The 19396-nt window shown below is 60.0% G+C and carries 18 protein-coding genes; 5 read left to right on the top strand and 13 right to left on the bottom strand.

Annotated elements, in window-relative coordinates; translation table 11 throughout:
• Positions 1-31: 31 nt before the first annotated feature.
• Both AC1RKH_RS25660 and AC1RKH_RS25665 read left to right on the top strand, forming a co-directional pair.
• Positions 32-2569, top strand: a complete 2538-nt coding sequence (locus AC1RKH_RS25660; RefSeq protein ID WP_493061801.1) for a PAS domain-containing protein — start codon at positions 32-34, stop codon at positions 2567-2569.
• 53 nt (positions 2570-2622) lie between these two features.
• Entirely contained in the window at positions 2623-2898 is a 276-nt protein-coding gene (locus tag AC1RKH_RS25665; RefSeq protein ID WP_003182808.1) for a peptidylprolyl isomerase, read from the top strand.
• A 156-nt stretch (positions 2899-3054) separates the two neighbouring features.
• Here the strand turns inward: AC1RKH_RS25665 and AC1RKH_RS25670 are convergent, their stop codons facing one another.
• The 8 genes from AC1RKH_RS25670 to AC1RKH_RS25705 form a co-directional block, all read right to left on the bottom strand.
• The gene (locus AC1RKH_RS25670) at positions 3055-3990 is read right to left on the bottom strand and encodes a sugar kinase (protein WP_493061800.1); all 936 of its coding nucleotides are present in this window, start codon (positions 3988-3990) and stop codon (positions 3055-3057) included.
• A 140-nt stretch (positions 3991-4130) separates the two neighbouring features.
• A complete protein-coding gene (locus AC1RKH_RS25675) occupies positions 4131-5348 on the bottom strand; it encodes an amino acid deaminase (RefSeq protein WP_493061799.1) in 1218 nt (405 codons plus the stop codon).
• 37 nt (positions 5349-5385) lie between these two features.
• Positions 5386-6150, bottom strand: coding sequence for an IclR family transcriptional regulator (locus AC1RKH_RS25680; protein ID WP_493061798.1), 765 nt, complete (start codon positions 6148-6150; stop codon positions 5386-5388).
• A 147-nt stretch (positions 6151-6297) separates the two neighbouring features.
• A complete protein-coding gene (locus tag AC1RKH_RS25685) occupies positions 6298-6690 on the bottom strand; it encodes a RidA family protein (protein ID WP_123425974.1) in 393 nt (130 codons plus the stop codon).
• A gap of 29 nt (positions 6691-6719) precedes the next feature.
• Positions 6720-7517 carry an amino acid ABC transporter ATP-binding protein gene (locus AC1RKH_RS25690; protein WP_123425973.1) on the bottom strand — a complete coding sequence of 266 codons (798 nt, stop codon included), beginning with the start codon at positions 7515-7517 and terminating at the stop codon, positions 6720-6722.
• Positions 7514-8176 carry an amino acid ABC transporter permease gene (locus tag AC1RKH_RS25695; RefSeq protein ID WP_123425972.1) on the bottom strand — a complete coding sequence of 221 codons (663 nt, stop codon included), beginning with the start codon at positions 8174-8176 and terminating at the stop codon, positions 7514-7516. The genes AC1RKH_RS25690 and AC1RKH_RS25695 overlap by 4 nt, the downstream gene beginning before the upstream one ends.
• A gap of 8 nt (positions 8177-8184) precedes the next feature.
• Entirely contained in the window at positions 8185-8847 is a 663-nt protein-coding gene (locus tag AC1RKH_RS25700) for an amino acid ABC transporter permease (RefSeq protein ID WP_054596802.1), read from the bottom strand.
• A gap of 52 nt (positions 8848-8899) precedes the next feature.
• Positions 8900-9748 (bottom strand): transporter substrate-binding protein, encoded by an 849-nt coding sequence (locus AC1RKH_RS25705; protein ID WP_493061797.1) that lies wholly within the window; start codon positions 9746-9748, stop codon positions 8900-8902.
• A 359-nt stretch (positions 9749-10107) separates the two neighbouring features.
• Between AC1RKH_RS25705 and AC1RKH_RS25710 the strand changes: the two genes are divergently transcribed.
• The gene (locus AC1RKH_RS25710) at positions 10108-10596 is read left to right on the top strand and encodes a thioredoxin family protein (RefSeq protein ID WP_493061796.1); all 489 of its coding nucleotides are present in this window, start codon (positions 10108-10110) and stop codon (positions 10594-10596) included.
• Between the two features lie 5 nt (positions 10597-10601).
• Here AC1RKH_RS25710 and AC1RKH_RS25715 read toward each other — a convergent pair whose 3' ends face one another.
• Positions 10602-11009, bottom strand: coding sequence for a MerR family transcriptional regulator (locus AC1RKH_RS25715; RefSeq protein ID WP_493061795.1), 408 nt, complete (start codon positions 11007-11009; stop codon positions 10602-10604).
• Between the two features lie 77 nt (positions 11010-11086).
• On the opposite strand from AC1RKH_RS25715, the gene AC1RKH_RS25720 reads away from it, so the two are divergent.
• Complete coding sequence (locus tag AC1RKH_RS25720) at positions 11087-12310, top strand: NADH:flavin oxidoreductase/NADH oxidase family protein (protein WP_493061794.1); 1224 nt, start codon at positions 11087-11089, stop codon at positions 12308-12310.
• A 102-nt stretch (positions 12311-12412) separates the two neighbouring features.
• Positions 12413-14422: a hypothetical protein gene (locus AC1RKH_RS25725; RefSeq protein ID WP_493061793.1), complete on the top strand. Its 2010-nt coding sequence runs from the start codon at positions 12413-12415 to the stop codon at positions 14420-14422.
• Positions 14423-14546: 124 nt separating this feature from the next.
• On the opposite strand, the gene AC1RKH_RS25730 is transcribed toward AC1RKH_RS25725, so the two are convergent.
• The 4 genes from AC1RKH_RS25730 to AC1RKH_RS25745 form a co-directional block, all read right to left on the bottom strand.
• Positions 14547-15281, bottom strand: coding sequence for a copper chaperone (locus AC1RKH_RS25730; protein ID WP_493061792.1), 735 nt, complete (start codon positions 15279-15281; stop codon positions 14547-14549).
• Between the two features lie 2 nt (positions 15282-15283).
• Positions 15284-16846 carry a tyrosinase family protein gene (locus tag AC1RKH_RS25735; RefSeq protein WP_493061791.1) on the bottom strand — a complete coding sequence of 521 codons (1563 nt, stop codon included), beginning with the start codon at positions 16844-16846 and terminating at the stop codon, positions 15284-15286.
• A 134-nt stretch (positions 16847-16980) separates the two neighbouring features.
• Positions 16981-18627: a phospholipase D-like domain-containing protein gene (locus tag AC1RKH_RS25740; RefSeq protein ID WP_493061790.1), complete on the bottom strand. Its 1647-nt coding sequence runs from the start codon at positions 18625-18627 to the stop codon at positions 16981-16983.
• A gap of 123 nt (positions 18628-18750) precedes the next feature.
• Complete coding sequence (locus tag AC1RKH_RS25745) at positions 18751-19353, bottom strand: vWA domain-containing protein (protein ID WP_493061873.1); 603 nt, start codon at positions 19351-19353, stop codon at positions 18751-18753.
• Positions 19354-19396: the final 43 nt, after the last annotated feature.

A 19396-nucleotide genomic window follows, 5' to 3' on the forward strand; every position in this document is an offset into this window, starting at 1 on the left:
CACTAGCACTGACATGATGCAGGAACCCCTGATGAACGGATCCCCTACCGGCAGCGATGCCCAGGCCTTGATTGCCCGACTCGACTGGGCACAAAGCCCGCTGGGCTCTGCCAGCCACTGGCCACAGAGCCTGCGCACCGCCGTGGACATCGTGATTCACTCGCCCATGCCCATGCTGTTGTTATGGGGACCAGAGCTCTCGCAGATCTACAACGACGGCTTTGCACTGCTGGCCGGCAACAAGCATCCGCAGGCTTTCGGACAACCCACACACCAGACATGGCCAGAACTAAAAGACTTCACGGACCCCATTTATAGCGCTGTCCTACAGGGCCAAGTCCGCTCCTACAGCGAGCAGCGCTTCAGCCTGCAGCGTGATGGCGGCGAATCGGATTTCTGGCTGGACCTGACCTACAGCCCGATTCGCGACGAACGCGGGTTGGTCGCCGGGATCCTGGTCACCGCCATCGAAACCAACGAGCGCCGACGCATCGCCCTGGAGCTCAAACAACGCTCGGAGGCCAGCCTCAAGGCCCAGCACGAAACCGAAGAGCGTCTGCAACTGGCCCTCGCCGCCACCGATGCGGTGGGCACCTGGGACTGGGATATTGGCGAGGATCGCTTCATTGCCGATGCCCACTTCGCCCAACTGCATAGTGTCGATCCAGCCCTGGCCAGCCAGTTGCCCATCACCGAATACCTCAACGGCGTGCACCCGGAAGACCGGGCCATGGTCGCCCGCAGCATCAAGCACTGCATCAGCCATGGCAGCGAATACGCCGAGGAGTACCGGCTGCTGCAAGCCAGTGGCGAAGTACGCTGGGTCTTTGCCCGGGGCCGCTGCTACAAGGATCATCACGGTCGGCCCCTGCGTTTTCTCGGTGCCGCTCTGGACCTGACCGAGCGCAAACACACCGAACAGGCGTTACGGCAAAGCCAGACCGAGCTGCAGCTGATCATTAACGCGATGCCGGTGCTGATCGGTTATGTCGATCACGAAGAACGCTTTCGCCTGAACAACAGTGCGTACCTGGACTGGTATGGCATGACCCCGCAGGAGCTCTACGGCAAAACCATTCGCGAAATACTCGGTGATGAACTCTATGCCACCCGGGTCGAGCAGATCAGCGCCGCGCTGGCTGGCAAAGCCTGCAGTTTCGAGGCCTATTCGCCACACCGCGACGGTCGTCCACGTTATGCGCTGATGAAATACCTGCCACGCTTTGGCGCCGATGGCGCGGTCAACGGGTTCTACATCTTTGTGATCGACGAATCTGAGCGTAAACAGACCGAGGAAGCCTTGCGCAACCTCAACGAAACACTCGAAGAACGGGTCGACACACGCACCAAGGCATTGGCCGAAGCCAACCATCGCCTGCAAAACGAAATGTTCGAGCGTGAGCGCGCCGAAAATGCCTTGCGCCACGCACAAAAAATGGAAGCCGTCGGCCAGCTCACCGGTGGTATTGCCCACGACTTCAACAATATGCTGACCGGGATCATTGGCAGTCTGGACCTGATGCAGCGCTACATTGCCGATGGGCGCAGCGGTGAGATCGGCCGTTTTGCCGATGCGGCCGTGTCGTCAGCCAATCGCGCAGCAGCCCTGACTCACCGGCTGTTGGCGTTCTCCCGGAGGCAATCGCTGGACCGTCGACCGCTTGAGCCCAACACGCTGGTGCGTTCGCTCGAAGAACTGTTGCGCCGCACCAAAGGCGAACATATCGAGCTGAAGTTTCAGCTCGCACCTGAAGTGTGGCCGGTCAACACCGATGCCAACCAACTGGAAAACGCCCTGCTCAACCTGGTGATCAATGCCCGCGATGCGATGCCAGAGGGCGGCGAGCTGCTGATTGAAACGGCCAACAGCTACCTCGACGGCAGCGACATCAGCACCCTTGAGCCGGTCAAGGCCGGTGATTACGTGATGCTCGGCGTGCGCGACAACGGCGCCGGTATGACCCCGCGTGTACTGGCCAAGGCCTTCGATCCGTTCTTCACCACCAAACCCATCGGCCAGGGCACCGGGCTGGGGCTGTCGATGATTTATGGCTTCGCCCAACAATCCGGTGGCCATGTAACCCTCAGCAGCGAGCCGGGGCAAGGTACGACGGTGCGTCTGTATTTGCCGCGCCTGCACAACGCACCTCAACACCGCTCACCGGCAGCAGTCAGCCTGGGCAGCACCTATGCGACAGCGGGTGAATCGGTGGTGCTGGTCGAGGATGATCCGGCAGTGCGCATGCTGGTGCTCAATGTCCTTAACGAACTGGGCTACATCACTTATGAGGCAGAGGACGCGAAAAACGCCCTGCCACTGCTGGAGTCGGATCTGCGGATTGATCTGCTGGTGACCGACGTGGGTCTGCCCGGCATGAATGGCCGGCAGTTGGCGGAAATCGCCCGTCAGCATCGGCCAGCGCTCAACGTGTTGTTCATGACCGGTTACGCGGAAAAAGCCGCCGAACGTCAGGGTTTTCTCGACGTGGGCATGGACCTGCTGGCCAAACCCTTTACCCTTGAACAACTGGCCGGCAAGATTCGGCACATGATCCGCCGAACCGGATGAATTGAGGCATAATCGCGCCCCGCCGCCACAACCGCTCCAAGGTAACTGCCCCAATGAAAGCTCAAGCCCGCCATATTCTGGTGAAAACTGCCGAAGAGGCCGAACAGCTCAAACAACGCATCGCCAAGGGCGAGGCCTTTGATGTGCTGGCCAAGAAGTACTCGACCTGCCCGTCCGGTAAACGCGGGGGTGACCTGGGTGAAGTTCGGCCCGGGCAAATGGTCGGCGTTATCGATGCGGTGATCTTCAAGAAACCGCTGCGCGTGGTGCACGGGCCGATCAAGAGCAAGTTCGGGTATCACCTGGTGCAGGTGTTTTACCGCGATTAGAGAATATAGGGCCCCTGTGGCGAGGGAGCTTGCTCCCGCTGGGTTGCGAAGCGACCCTAAATCAGCCATCGCGAGTAGTCAGATGGGACGCGATTAGCGGATTACGACCGCTTCGCGGCCGAGCGGGAGCAAGCTCCCTCGCCACATTGACCGTATTCAGCTTCGGGGAATCAACGCCCCCGGCACCTGAATCACCCGACTCGCCAACCGATGCCCGGCCTCTGCGGCTTCTGCGGGGCTTGCGCCACGGAGCCGACTGGCCAGGTACCCCGCGCTGAACGAATCCCCCGCCGCCGTGGTGTCCACCACCCGCTCGACGCGCTGCGCCGGGATCTCGAACGACTCACCGTCACAGCGAATCAGACACGGCTCGGCTCCGCGCTTGAGCACCACCTCCGGCGTGCCCATCTGCTCGTAGGCCGCGAACACCGCCGGACAATCGGAAAAGTGGAACAACGCCTGTTCATCGTCCACCGTCAGCAGCGCCAGATCGACATACGGCAAGACCTCGCGGTACGCCGCTCGGGCCTGCTCTACCGTGCTCCACAAACGCGGCCGGTAGTTGTTGTCGAAGACAATCCGCGCATCTCGCTGACGCGCCTCGATCAGTGTTTCGATGAGTTTTTTGCGGCCTTCTTCGCCCAGTACCGCGAGGGTGATACCGCTGAAATACAGCACATCGTAATCCGGCAGCGCCGCAAGAATCGGTGCCGCCGCCGGCGTGGTGAAGCAATCGCGCACGGCGGCTTCATTGCGCCAATAGAGGAAACGCCGTTCACCCGACGCATCGGTCTGGATGCAGTACAAACCGGGCAAACGCCCCGGTAGCCGCTGAACCATATCCAGGCCGAGGCCTTCTTCAGACCAGCTCTGGCACATGGCGTCGCTGAAACTGTCATCGCCCAATGCGGTGACGTAATCCACCGTGGCCCCATCGCCCAATTCGCGAGACAGGTAGACCGCGGTGTTCAGGGTATCGCCGCCAAAACTCTGTTGCAGACTGCCATCGGCGCGCTGCTGCAACTCGATCATGCACTCGCCGATCAGCGCGATGCGCGGGGTGTTGGGGCCGAGAGGGCTGAGGGTGTTCATGGTTGTGGGGTCTCTGGTGTTTCGGAGTTATCTGGCCGGGCCTCATCGCGAGCAAGCTCGCTCCCACATTGGATCTCCAGTGTTCACAAGATCCCTGTGGGAGCGAGCTTGCTCGCGATGGCCGCGCCTCGGTCTGAAATCTAGAAACAGGTTTCCATGCTTTCGATGACGTTCAACTGCTCATCCACCAAGCAACCGGTGCGCCATTTGTCGAAGGTCAGGCACGGATGAGAAGTACCGAACGAGATGATGTCGCCCACTCGCAACTGAACCCCCGGCGCAACCGTCATGAACGCATGCTGATCCATCACCGCCGTCACGGTGCAGGCACTGACGTCATCACCGATGGCCGGAACCACGCCTGCCCGGTAACGCAGCAACGGCACCGGCAACCCCGCGTCATACGCCACGTCGCGCTTGCCCAGGGCGATCACCGCAAAACCCGGCTCAGGTAACGACTGCACATGGGCCCAGACTTCCAGCGCCGGGCGCAGGCCTTCGTGCAAGTCGCTACGACGATTGAGCACGCAGCATTGCGCTTCCTTGTAGATGCCATGGTCGTGAGCCACGTAACTGCCCGGACGCAGCACGCTGAGGAAACGTCCGGCGGCGTTCTGGGCTTCAAAGGACTCGGCGATCAGGTCGTACCAGGCCGAACCCGAGGCAGTGATAATCGGCTTGGCGATGGCGAAAGCGCCGCTGTCTTGCAGCTGCACCGCAAGGCGCACCAGGGACGCAGCAAATTCGCGGATTCCGCTGACCGCCTGGTCGCCGTGAATCACCCCTTCGTAGCCTTCAATGCCGGTCAACGTCAACCCCGGTTGCGCCTTGATCGCTTCGGCCAGTGCCAGCACTTCGGCTTCACTGCGGCAACCGCAACGGCCACCGACCACGCCGTATTCGATCATCACGTTCAAGCGCAGACCGCGCGCGGCAAAAAAGGCCCCGAGGTCGGCGACGTTGTCCGGGTGATCGACCATGCAGTGAAAATCGAATGCCGGATCCGCCAGCAACTCGGCGATCAGCGCCATGTTCGGCGCACCCACCAACTGATTAGCCATCAACACCCGGCGCACGCCATGGGCGTAGGCAGCACGGGTCTGCACCGCGGTGGCCAAAGTGATGCCCCAGGCGCCCGCCTCCAGTTGCCGGCGAAACAGCGACGGGGTCATGCTGGTTTTGCCGTGCGGCGCCAACTCGGCACCGCTGTTGCTGACGAACGCCTGCATCCAGCGAATGTTGTGCTCCAGCGCTTCGCGGTGCAGCACCAGCGCCGGCAGACTGACGTCACGCACCAGGTTGGCACCGGGTTGGCCGGTGCCCTTTTCCACGGCGGCGATGTTCAAGGCAGAAGACATGTTCTAACTCCTCACACGCGGCCGCGAACGGCCACTGTTATTCGTTGATGCGACGGGCCAGGTTGTTCGCGCTGTCGATCAGCACCCGGCGATAGTCGTTGTAATTGTTCTTGGCATCGGCCCTTGGGGCGACGATGCACAGGGTCGCTATGGCGACACCGCTCGGGTCTTTCACCGGGGCGGCGAAGCAATGGGTAAAGGTGTCGGCGACGCTATCGAAGGAGAAGAAACCGTCGATGCCGGCCTGACGGATTTCCGCCAGAAAATGCTCCAGCGGCAGACGTTCGCCGCCCGGCAGGATGAAGTCATCCTCATCGATCAGGTCGATGATTTGCTGGTCGCTCAAGTGCGCCAGCAACAAGCGCCCGGAAGCGGTCCACGGGATCGGCGCGTTCTCGCCAATGTCAGAAGAAATGCGGAAATGCCGCTCGCCCTCTTTCATCAGCGCTACCGTGTATTTACGCCCGTTGAGCAGGCACATCTGCGCGGTTTCGCGGGTCTGGCTGACGATCTCCTGCAAGGCGTGATCGGCCTCGCGGCTCAGATCGAAATGGCGCAAATGCGCTTGCCCCAGAAAGTACAGCTGCCGGCCAAGATAGACGTGACCTTCCTTGCCCACCGGTTCGAGAATTCGTCGTTCAAGCAGGGACGCGACCAACTCGTAGACCGTGGATTTCGGGCTGCCGATACCGCTGGCGATATCGTTCGGGCGCAGCGGCTGGCCGATTTCCTTGAGGAAATCGAGGATATCGAACGCCCGGTCCAGACCGCGAGCCCGGCGCTTGATGGTGTCTTCGGTCATGTCAGTGGGTTCCCATTCAAAGTACCGGGAGTTTACCTAGAGCGCTGCGTTGACTGTTAGGCCGCCATCGCGAGCAGGCTCGCTCCCACAGGGGAACGCATTCCAAATGTGGGAGCGAGCCTGCTCGCGATGCAGTCACCGCAAATCTCAGGCCTTCTTCGCCTTATAAGCGATGCAATCAATCTCGACCTTGCAGTCGACCATCATATTCGCCTGCACACAGGCCCGGGCCGGTGCGTGTTCCGGGCTGAAGTATTCGGAAAAGACTTTGTTGAAGCTCCAGAAATCCCGTGGATCTTCCAGCCACACGCCCGTGCGCACCACGTCTTCGAGGCCATAGCCAGCTTCTTCGAGGATCGCGATCAGGTTGCGCATGGTCTGGTGAGTCTGCTCGACGATCCCGCCGGCAATGATTTCGCCTTCCACCGCCGGCACCTGGCCAGACACATGCAGCCAGCCATCGGCTTCGACCGCACGGGCGAAAGGACGAGGCTGGCCGCCACCGGCGGTGCTACCAGTGCCGTAACGAGTAATGCTCATGAGTGTTTCTCCTGATTCGAAATTGAGTGTTAAAAACGCGTGTTCTTGAGAAATTCCGCCAAACGCGGAGATTGCGGGCGTTCGAACAGCTCCTTGGGTGGCCCCTGCTCTTCGATACGCCCCTGATTCATGAAAACGATCTTGTCCGAGACTTCAAAGGCAAAACGCATCTCGTGGGTCACCAGCAGCATGGTCATGCCATCCTCGGCCAGGCCCTTGATCACGCTCAATACTTCGCCGACCAGTTCCGGGTCGAGTGCCGACGTCACCTCGTCGAACAGCATCAGGCTCGGGTTCATCGCAATCGCCCGGGCAATCGCCACGCGCTGTTGCTGACCACCCGACAACTGACCCGGATAGTGGTCGCGACGTTCCAACAGGCCGACACGTTCCAGCCACTTTTCCGCCAGCACCACCGCTTCGTCCTTGTGCAGCTTTTTGACTTTGAGCAGGCCAAGGGTGACGTTCTGCAATGCCGTGAGGTGGGGAAACAGGTTGAACTGCTGGAACGCCATACCGGTCATGGCCCGGTGCTGGGCGATGACTTTTTCCGAGTGGCGCACACGCTTGCCGTTGACCTCGTGGTAACCGATGGATTCGCCATCGAGCAAAATCCTCCCACCCTGGAACTCTTCGAGCATGTTCACGCAGCGCAGTAGCGTGGTCTTGCCCGAACCGCTGGAGCCGATCAGCGTGACCACGTTGCCACGCTGCATGGTCAGATCGACGCCCTTGAGCACCTCAAGTGGGCCGTATTGCTTATGCAGGCCACAAATTTCCAGCAGGGCCTGGCTTTTGTTCTGGGTCGAAACTTGAGCTTGAATCATGGCAAAGCCACCCGTTTTTCAATATGCCGGCCGAGTAATTCGATGGCGTAGTTGATGATGAAAAAGAGAAAACCGGCAAACAGGTAAAACTCCAGGGTCATGAAGGTCCGAGCGATGATCTGCTGGGTACTCAGCAGCAACTCGGCCACACCGATTACCGAGAGCAGGGTCGAGGCCTTGACGATTTCAGTCGACGAGTTGACCCAGGTTGGCAAAATCTGCCGCAACGCCTGGGGCAACAGCACGTAACCGAGGGCCTGATAAAACGTCAGGCCGATGGCCTTGCTCGCTTCCATCTGCCCACGTGGCAGCGCTTGCAACGCACCGCGAACGATCTCGGCAACGTGCGAACCGCAGAACAGCGTCAGCCCCAGAACTCCGGCCTGGAACGCATCGATCTGCCAGCCCAGCGCGGGTGCCATGTAGAAGCAGGCCAGCACCAGCACAAACACCGGTGTGCCACGGATCAGGTCGACGTAAAAACGAAACGGTGCACGCATCCATATCGTGCCGTAGGTCAGCACCAGCCCGGCAACGATGCCGATCAGGGTGCCAAGCATGATCGCCAGGACAGAGCACTGCACACTGGTCAAAAAGCCCGACCACAGGGTATCGCGGGCGACCCACAACTCATGCAACCAGCTTGGGGACTCGTACATGCGGCCTCCTAACGGCGAATCGCCAGACGCTGCTCGAGGTAACGCAGCAGCATCGCGATGAGATAACAGGCCGCAACATAGAGCGCCGTCGTCACCAGCCAGGTTTCAATCACCCGGTAGCTTTCGACGTTGATCTTGCGCGCGTAATAAGTCAGCTCCGGCACGGCAATCGCCGCCGCCAGCGAGGTGTCCTTGAACAGCGAAATGAAGTTGTTCGAGAGTGCCGGCAGCACGTTGCGCAACATCACCGGCACGGTGACGTACGCCTTGACCTGCCACTCCCCCAGACCAATCGCCAGCCCGGCTTCACGCAGGCCTTTAGGGATGCTCAACAACCCGCCGCGGAACACTTCGGTCAGGTACGCCCCGGCATACAACGACAGGGTGATGATGAACGACGGAAGCTTGTCCAGCCGAATCCCCAGACTCGGCAGCGCAAAGTAGATCAACAGAATCAACACCAGAATCGGCGTGTTACGGATCACCGTCACGTACACCGACGCCAGCACCCGCAATGCGCGGTGCTTCGAGAGCAAAGCAAACGCCATCAGCAGGCCGATCACGCAACCGATGGCGATCGACACCAATGCCAGTTCAAGACCCAGACCGAGCCCTGCCAGCAAGGTGTCGAAATCGCGCCAGACGGCAGCAAAGTTCAACTGATAGTTCATGGTCAGCAGTACCTTGAGCGGGGCGCATTAGAGGCGCCCCACTCTCACGGGATCATTTGAATTCGACAGGGAAACCGATTGCTGGTGTAGGAAGGTCTACACCAAACCACTGTTTGAAGGACGCCGCGTAAGTCGGGAACTCAACGCCGGTCATGGCTTCATGCAAGACGGTATTGACGAAATTCAGCCAGTCCTGATCGCCGCGTTTGACCGCACAGGCGTATGTTTGCGGGCTCCAGGCGTAGGTCGGGCTGCGATAGCGGCCGGGGTTCTGCACCATCAGGTATTTGACCGAGGACTGGTCGGTGGCAGCCGTGTCGGCACGGCCGGAGTTCACCGCCTGGTACATCAGGTCGACGCTGTCGTACTGATCGACCTTGGCCTTGGGCAGCGCCTGGTGCACCAGTTCTTCGGCGTAGACGTTTTGCAGCACGGCCACGGTGACACTGTCGCCAGCAGCTTTCAGGTCTTCGATTTCCTTGTACTTGCTGTTGGCCGGCAGCAGCAGGCCAACCCCTTCACGGTAGTACGGCAGGGTGAACGCCACTTGCTGCGCACGGCTGGCGGTAACGGTGATGAACTGGCAGCTCATGTCGACCTTGTCGGTCAGCAAATTGGGAATCCGTGCATCGGACGACTGCACCACGAACTCGACCTTGCTCGGGTCATTGAACAAACCCTTGGCGACCATCCGCCCGATGTCGATATCAAACCCCTGCAATTTGCCGTCAGCACCCTGGAAATGCCACGGCGCGTTAGTGCTGCCCGTGCCCACGATCAAATGCCCGCGCTTCAACACACTGTCGAGCTTGCTGTCCGCCGCCTGGGCAATGCCCACGACAGAGGCTGAAGCCGCAAAAAGAAAAACACACGCTGTAAACAAGGAAAGTCGGCGCTGCATGACGGGCACTCCAGGATGATGTGTATTCCGCTATACCGGAACTTGGTATGTAACAACGGAATAGACAGCAGAAAGTGTGCCATAGCCGGGAAGGGAAATCCCAGCGCAATTGAAATATGAATTGAATCAACGGGATGCACGAATGCACAAAACAGGCGTTACCAAACGCCGCAGCGCACAGGCGCTACCGTTGGCTACAGGCGCGGGTAGTTGGGCCACATTTGAGGGCGCATCCGCTTCCAAACGAGGCGAGTCAACGCTCTATACCTGTCAACTCTGACAGTAGACGCGCCCTACAGACGGAATTAGCGTTATGGCGCACCTTCTCTTCGTCTTGCGGCTGAACAAGGAAGACTTCAATGACCCCGACACCCCACTCTCTCGCACCGCAATACCTCCGGGCATTGAGGACCTACCGCCCGGTCGTCCTGTATTTCAGTAATCCGCAGTGTTACGCCTGTGAGTTCGCCGGGCCGATTTTTCGGGCGACGGCCGAGGCTTATAAAGATCGCGCTGAAATCTACATGTTGAATACCGGCGAATCCCCCCGCCACCCCAAGGTCAGCGGCACCCCCACCGTGTTGTTCTATCGAAACGGGAAACTGCTGAAGAAACTCAAAGGCTTTGAAAATGCAGAGGCCTTGAACGATGTCTTTGCCAGCCTCATCGGCAAGGCTCGCGCTAAACCTGTCCCACGCAGACCACAGCGTGATCTGCCATGGCTGCGGCAAACCTTCGGCACTTTGCTCACGGTTCCCCGGGCGCATCAGTTGCTCGCTCATCGCAGCCCGAAGACGTCGAAACTCTCGCCACCAGTCTTTGCCGATGATTGCTCGAATCAGAACTGAACGCCTCAGTGGTGCTTGAGCCTCGACAGCACTCGCTCGGCATTCTCCGAGCACGCAATGCCTTCAGGTCGTGCCTTGACGGACTCGATAACGCCCAGCAACTTCGCCTTGCTCTGCGCCAGATGCTGTTGCATTTCTTCGATCTGCTCGATCTTGCGCTCCAGGCTCAGCACCAGTTCGTCATGCCGGAGCTCACCCTGCTTCGGGCTGGTGAGCAGTTGTTTGAGCTCCTCCAGACTGAACCCGGCCTGCTGTGCGCACTGGATGACCAGCAGGGTTTGCAGCACCTCTGCCGGGTAGCGCCGATAACCGTTGGCCAAGCGCTGGACCTGGCCGATCAGCCCCTGACTTTCGTAAAACCGGATGCGCGAAGCCGTCAGTCCGCTTAATTGCGCCAATTCACCAATCTTCATCAGAACCTCGTTTTCGCGCTTGACATTAAAGTTAACTTTAAGCTTAGCCTCATTTCTCCACTAATGAGGAGTCAAATATGTCGCCCTTTCACGCGTTGAATCTGCCTAACGGCCAGACAATCGGCAATCGCATCGCTAAAGCGGCGATGGAAGAAAATCTTGCCGACACCGAACAAGCCCCCTCACAGGCCTTGATGCAGCTCTATCGGGCCTGGGCCGATGGCGAAGCTGGCCTGCTGTTGACCGGCAACGTAATGATCGACCGTCGGGCCATGACCGGTCCCGGCGGTGTGGTGCTGGAGGATGAACGGCACCTTGAACGTTTCCGTCAGTGGGCTGCCATTGGTCGGGCCAAGGGCGCGCAGTTCTGGGTGCAGCTCAATCATCCCGGGCGCCAGACCATGGCCAATCTCGGCCAACCTGCCTGGGCGCCGTCTGCCGTGGCCCTGGAAATGGGACAGTTCTCGAAGATGTTTGCCCAACCCACGCCGATGAGCGAAGACGACATCCAGGACGTCATCCAGCGCTTCGCCACCAGCGCCGCCCTGGCCCAAAAAGCCGGCTTTACCGGTGTGGAAATTCACGCGGCCCATGGCTATCTGATCAGCCAGTTCCTGTCGCCATTGAGCAATCGTCGGACCGACCGCTGGGGCGGTTCGCTGGAAAATCGCGCACGCTTGTTGATCGAAGTGGTGAATGCGGTTCGTGCAGCCGTCACGGCAGATTTCTGCGTCGCGGTGAAACTCAATTCCGCTGACTTCCAACGCGGCGGCTTCGATGCCGACGATGCCCGGCAGGTCATCGACATGCTCAACCCGCTCGCCATCGATCTGCTGGAGTTGTCGGGTGGCAGCTATGAAGCGCCGGCGATGCAAGGCGAAGCCCGCGACGGCCGGACTCTGGCGCGCGAGGCCTACTTCCTCGAAATGGCCGGCGAACTGGCGAGCCGGGCGAAGATGCCGGTGATGGTGACCGGCGGTATTCGGCGTCTGCCCGTGGTCGAACAGGTGCTGGCCAGCGGCATCGCCATGGCCGGTATTGGCACCGCGCTGGCGGTCGAGCCGTTGCTGGTCAAGCTGTGGCGCGAAGGGCACGACAGCCACCCACAATTGCCGCCGATCACCTGGAAGCGCAAACCCTTGGCGGCGCTGGCCAACATGGCCGTGGTGCGCTTTCAGATCCAGCGCCTGAGCCGTGGTCACCGACCAAAACCTTCGGTCCCGGCGCTCTGGGCGTTGATCCTCGACCAGGTGTACATCGCCAAACGCACACGCCAGTACCGGGCAGCGATGAGCAAATAACCGGACGGCTGCACTGGAACAACGTGATGGCACACTGGAATTTCAGCGAAGTTCAACAATACTTCGTCGCAGACGGATGAGGTCTCAAGGAGCAACTGACTCATGGACGTACCCTGCCTTCTGCACGCCACCCTGATTGGCAATCTGCTACTGGCCGGACTTCCAGTTGCCCAGGCCCACACCCTGGGCCACGGCGCGACCGAGAACCTGAAAAGCTTTGCGCCGGCATTACCCGACACGCCGTATCTGGAGGTGCTGCATCAGTGCGTCAGCCAGCAGGACACCGACAAGGGCCACCTGCTCTCAGGGCTCGGTGGCACACGCTATCCACTGGTGAGCCTCAAGGACGCCGAGCAGGTCGAAGCCTTCTACAGCCAGGGCATTGCCTTGCAGTACGGCTTCAACTTTTCCGAGGCGATTCGAGCGTTCTACCAGGCCAGCCGCTTCGACGAAGGTGCGGCAATGCCCTATTGGGGCATCGCGCTGTCGGCCAACTCCAACATCAACAGCGACGCCACCACTGGCTGTGATCAACTGGCCTACCGCTCGGCACAAATAGCCTTGGACAACGCCATGGCTCGCCTCAAGGACCCGACCGCCAAAGAGCGCTTCAGCGAACGGCAACTGCAGCGCGAAGTCGATTACGCCAAGGCGTTCATGACCCTCTACAGCGAGAAGGACGGCAAGCTCAGCCTGCCCGACGAAGGTAAGCAGCGCTACGCCGACGCGATGAAATCCCTGTCGGAAAACTACTTCGACGACCTCGACGCCGCCACGCTGTATGCCGACGCCCTGCTTAACCTCAGCCCCTGGAAATGGTGGGAGGGCGATGAAGCGCTGTCCGATAAAGTCAAACCCACCTCCGCCGCCTACGAGGCATTACAAGTGCTCAACCGGGTGCTGGTACAGGACAAACTGCACACCGGCGCTAACCACTTCTATATCCATGCCATTGAAGAGTCACCCTTCCCTGCCAGCGGCCTGCCCATGGCTGACCGTTTTCGCGATCAGAACCCGGCCATCGGTCACCTGGTGCACATGGCCTCACACATCTACCAGCGCACCGGCAACAATGCCCTGGCCAGCATCGCCAACTACACGGCGGTGTCGGTCGACCGCGCCTACACCCATCAGGTCGACCCGCAGAGCCCGTACCCGCTGCACTACCTGGGGCACAACATTCATTTCCTGACCTGGACGTTGTCCATCGAAGGGCGCCAGAACGAAGCGCTGAACATGGCCGAGGAGCTGGTGGAAAACACCACCCGCTATGCCGCACTGGATTTCCTCTGCAAGCAATACCCCCAGGAAATCGCCACCAAGTCTGACTACTTCTACGCCGTGCCCTATTACTTCGCCGTACGCTTCGAAGACTGGGACGCCCTGAAGCGGGTCGAACCGAAGATCAACGCCGGCTTGCAAACCATCAACCAGACCTGCGCTGCAGCGAACAAATACGGTACGTTGACCGCACCTTACACTCAGGTCATGGCGGCATACGCCAGCGCCTACCAAAAACTGAGCGCCGACGGCCTCGACGGCAGCGCCGCTCGTGATGCCCTCAAAGGTTATTGGCAGGCCGTCAATACAGCCTTGAGCGTGAATCCGGACTTGCGTTATGGCAGCAATAAAGCCGTGGAGCTGTTTCGCATTGCCAACCTGATCCTGCTCAACAAAGCGCTGGTCAGCAGCCATGGAACACTCGATATCGCCGCACTCAAGGACGCTGGCGCAGAGGTGTTCGGCAAGGATCAGAAACAGGGGTTGAGCGCCGACCTCCAGGCCCTCGAGGGTGACAACAATGCGCAGATCATCGCGGCCTGGCGCAAGGCCGTGCAAATCCAGGACGCGCTCAACTACAACGAGCCGCCGGACTGGTATTACACGCTACGCGAGTCTTTGGGCTATGCGTTGCTGACCCAGGGGCAGTACGCGCAAGCCGAACGGGTGTTCCGTGAAGACCTGGCGAGCAATCGCCTCAGTGGCCGCTCACTCAATGGCCTGAAAGTCAGCCTGGAGAAACAGCCGGGCAAAACCGTACCGGCACTCCTGAACGAACAACTGCAAACCGCCTGGCGCAACGCGACCGTGAGCCCTGCCCCGAAAAACTGATGGCGTACACAACCCTCGTAGGAGCTGCCGCAGGCTGCGATCTTTTGATCTTGAAAATCAACAGATCGCAGCCTTCGGCAGCTCCTACATCTATGGTCACCCCCCGTTTCATCAGGGGTGGTTATCAGTGAAACAGGCGCAGTTGAAACGGCCAGTGCCAACGAACAGGGCGAGGACTTTTAAACCGTTCGAACAGCATCCAGCCCATGCTCAACAGCATCAGCGGCACATGCCCCTGCTCTGCCAGCATCGGCAACAACATCAGGGCCCAGCACGATCCGACGCACCAGCCTGCGCTGACCATGCCGTACTTCAGACAGTCCTTGAGAAAGTCGAGGCCGAACGCCGAAATCCGCGGCTGGTAATGACAGTGGTTCAGGCTGGCTTGCTTGAACGGCGAAGCCTGCCAGATCAGACATACCCCCAGCGCGACGATCAATGTGTCCATCGGGGAAAACCCGAGCATCACCCGTGCCCCCACCGTCAGCCCCATCAGCACCACGCCGGCCAGAGTCCAGATGGCCGAAAAGCCGATAACGAACAACGCCACGGCCTGCCAGCGCTTGCGCAGCAGGCTGCGCCGCCACAAATAATCCAGAGGGTGAACCAGCAGCAATGGCATCATCGCCAACAGCATCAACCACCACGAAGACAACAGCTGGCGAGGAGGATTGAACAGCAACGCCTGCTCAATCCCCTGCCAACTGGCGGCATAGTCCAGCACCGGCAATGTCCCGCAGAACGCCGGGATAGACAGCATCTGCGCCGCACCGAGCAACAGCCCCCACCCGGCCAGGCTGATCAGGATCAGCCATGGCCGGGGGCCTCGGGTCAATGCAAGGATCAGGTACTGCGCCATGTTCAGCGACCCTGCCGATAGACGCTCACTCTGCCCACGCTGATGTTGTCGCCTGGCAGAATCTCGGTGGCCGCCACGAACCGCACCGTCAACTTCGTCAGGTCCGGCGCACCGCTGGCGCTGAGCTTGTCGAAGATATCGGTGATTTCCAGTACATGGCTCAACCCCTGACCGCCGTGCTGGTTATCCGTCCTGCTGGCGTTGCTCACCCCGAACAGCGAGATCGAGCCTGCACGCACATCAGGATGGGCGGACGTTTGACCCTCGACCGGCATACTGATGTACACGTCATACGTGGCCGCATCGTTATCGCCACGAATGTTCTCCAGGTTCAGAAACACCCGGTCGAGATCGGCAGGCGTGGCCGTCGCGCTGAACGCCCTGGTCTTCAGATTGCCAAAAACCTTGGCCGACGCTGCCTTGTCCAGAAGTACCGGCGTCTCGACAGTCGCGCTGTTCAGATCAATGGCCTGATCGTTGGCGCCGATCAACTCGGCAGTGACAGGTTTGCTCAATGTTTTCTCCTTCGCGGCCACGGCTCCGGGGACCTGAGGTGCTACGCCGAGTGTTTCAAGCCGCTGCTGGAACGCACGAGTACCGTGCAAAGGATCGGAGGTGTCCTCATAGACATAATCGAGTTTAGGCGCCCGGGTATCCAGCATATCGCCGACGCGGAACGACCAGCGACCACCATTGGTCGTCGGCACGCTGAAACCTCGGCCTCCGGTTGGCGGGCCGGCGACCCATGCGGCCGACACCGGGTTCTGGTCGTTCGGGTCACGCTTGAGCCAGACATCCCAAAGCCGGTCGATATTGGCATGGTGCAGCCAGAAAATCGGGTCCAGAGCAGCCGTGTTGGGGTTGATCATCAACCCTCTCAGGTTCGGATTGCCTCGGGCCCGGCCACCGACGGCAACGTGTACGTAGTTGTGCGGTTGCTGCTCAAGCAGACCGCTCACATTGCCATAGTGTGCGAATATCGACTCGGGGCCACCAAAACCCGGCGTACCACCCGAAGCGGAACCGGCAAAGTGATGCTCCTTGAGGGCTGGACGAAGATCGATCCGCGCTTCGTCGAGAACAATCACCCCGTCGCCATTGGGGCCGAACCGACGTTGCACATACAGCGGATTCTGCTCGCCATTGGGTAGCGAGGTAGCGGCAAAACAGGCAGGCATTTTCAGCGTCTGCCGGTTGTCGTTGTAATTCCAGTAAGGCAGTGACCAGTCACTTGGTCCACCCAGGCCAACAATCGCGGCCCGGACAATCTGTTCGAATGAAGCCACGTAACCACGGTGCCAGGGCAAGAAATACCAGGATTGGTGTTGGCATTGATTCCAGTAGAGATCCTGATCTTCCTGCGACGGCAGTTTGTCGCCCCGTCGCAGATATCCGGCGTCTTGCCAAAGCGGGACATCGATACCGTGAATGGCCGCCAGAAACCGCCAACTGGTGTGATCAGTGATTGGCCTTTGCTGCAGGACTCCGACACCGCGTGCGTACCACAACAACGCATCACTCCAGCCAGAACCTAGATTCCATACATCACGCCGTACATGTGCCATGGTAGATCTCCCTGAAAAACCGCGTGGATGAGGAGCGCACCCCTCAACAGGCAACGGTAGATCAAGTGCCGCACAGCCCCTGTGAAAGCGGACCGGCGGCATGACCTTCACGGCCACACGGAATCGGGCGTTACTTATCTCCCGGAAAAACGCAGCCGCGAGAGCATCCGCAGATCGCCATCCAGGTAATAGGCGTTGGTCCAACTGTCATCCACCGCCAGGGGTGGAACCTGCTTGAGGTCCTCTTGTTTGGCGGCATAGCGGAATCGGTAATGCTCGTAGAAGCGCAGCAATTCCAGGCCGTAACGGTCGGCCAGGTCAACATCGCCGCGAATGATCAGGAAGTTTTCATCGTTGCCTTCACTGGCGTTGATGCTGAGGTTGTGACTGCCGCTGATGATGGTCGGCGCGTCGCTGGTGAAATCGATGACGATGGCCTTCAAATGCACCAACAAATCGCCCTTCTGGCCTTTCATGCTTTCCTTGAGCCAGCCCTCGATGCCAGTGTTGAGCAACGCAGTGGCGGCGAAATCGGCCGTGCGGTCGGCGTGAAAACCGGTGATGCGGCTGGCGGTGTTTTGCAGGCCATAACGCAGCACATCATCGTGGGGCTGGCCGAGCAAGGCGTTGAGGATTTCATCCGGCAGCGCGAACGCGGTGACAAACAAAACGTCCTTCTTCGCCGCATTGATGATCTCGACGAATTGCTGCAGATCGGCCTGACCGGTACGCGGTGAAAAACCGACAAACAACGGCTGCGTCGGGTCCATCGGATTGTTCTTGGTCAACCAGGTGCGTGTGGCGCCCACATCGGTCGGCGCGGCCCAGATCTGCTCGAACACTTGCAGGTAACGGACGCCCACCGCGGTATTGTCCAGCACATGCACCACGTTGGCCTGACGGTAGACACCGTTGTCGGTGAAATTGGTACTGCCGCACAGCACCGATTGAGGCCGATACTCCCCGGCACCATCGACCTGGCTCAGCACGATGAATTTGTCATGGAAGATCGCGTGGGTCACCCGCCCCCGCTTGCTCTCGGCGGGAAGCTTGGCCAGGCTCTCCTCATTCATGGTGGTGTCGGTATCGCCGGGCTTGGCGTGATACAGCACCCGAACCTTGGCGCCTCGCCCAAACGCCGCATTAACCGCGTCGACAATGGTCGGCAACTGATACTCGTAAATCGCAATGTCCAGCGCCCACTGGCTATCCACGGCGCGCTCGATGAAACCGGTGATCTGCTCCAGCAATCCGTTTTCCAGCCATAGCCGTGGTGCGGCGGGCCAGTCGTCGAGAGACAGATTCTTGTTGGCACTCAGCTGTGCATCGAGCTCGGGGAACTTGCGGGAGAAGGCCTGACTGGCCGCCACCGCACGATTGAAAATGGCATGCTGGCCTGCCGGCAAGCCGTTGTCGGTGGTGACCGTCACCGCCAGGGCCTCGCCCAACTGCGGCGCATCCGGCGTGCCATAAGCCAGATGCACCCGGTAGTTGATCGTCACGCCCGGATTGACTGCGTAATCAGCCCAGCGAAATTTCTGCAACGGTGCGCTGTCGCTGGGCGTGGCGTTGTACTGGGGAAAGGTGTGCGCCTTACCGGGGAAGGTCAGGCTGTTGAAGAGAAACTCCCAAGGCCCGCTGCCCTGCTGTTTTTCAATGGCAAAACCAAGCAAGCCTTTGCGTCGGGGTTCGGCCAGGTCCATGGACAGTAACACGCCGTTGGTTCCGGCATAGGCTTTGACGCGGAAATCGTCCTGACTGTTAGCGGCTAGAACACGCATGATCCACTCCTTTGATTTTGTCCCTGAAAGATCGCAGCCTTCGGCAGCTCCTACGCCGACCGTATCACGACGGCGTACGCAATTCTGTAGGAGCTGCCGCAGGCTGCGATCTTCTTGCAAGCGCTACAGATCGTCGATGTGCCGATACTCAGCCTGCAACTCGGCGGCCAGGGCTTTAGCGCGCCCGAGCCGGATGGGCCCGCGCTCGATATCCACCAGCATACCCGGACATTGGAGTTGCGCCAGTGCAGGCCACTCCTTGAGGCGGCCATCGGTCAACAGCAACACCCGTTGTTGCTCTGCCGGAAAACGCTTTTGCCGTGATGTCAGCCAATGCGCTGCTTCAGCCAGCGCGGCAAACAACGGCGTGCCACCGCCCGCACCTAGCGCGCCGAGCCAGTCGCGCAGGCTGGCCGAGGCTTTCAGACCTTGCACCTGCCACCTCGGCGCAACACCGCTGGCGGTCAACAGCGCCAGTCGCGCACGCTGGCGATAGGCGTCATCGAACACTTGTGCCAACAAGCCTTTGGCATCGCTCAGCGCCTGATGACGACGGGTCGAAGCCGAGGCATCGACAATCACCAGCCACAACTCATGGGGCGAACGACTGCGCAGATGAAACAGCAGATCTTCGCGCTGACGCGGGCGGCCGTTGAGCAGCGTTCCAGGCCAATTGACCGAGCCGCTGCTGGTGGTTCGACGCTGGCCCTGCCTGCCGTTTTTCAGGTGTCCTGCACGGGGTTTGGCATTCGCCCCCGCGTCAGATCGA

The sequence above is a fragment of the Pseudomonas sp. GW822-FHT06B12 genome (genome assembly GCF_058799675.1).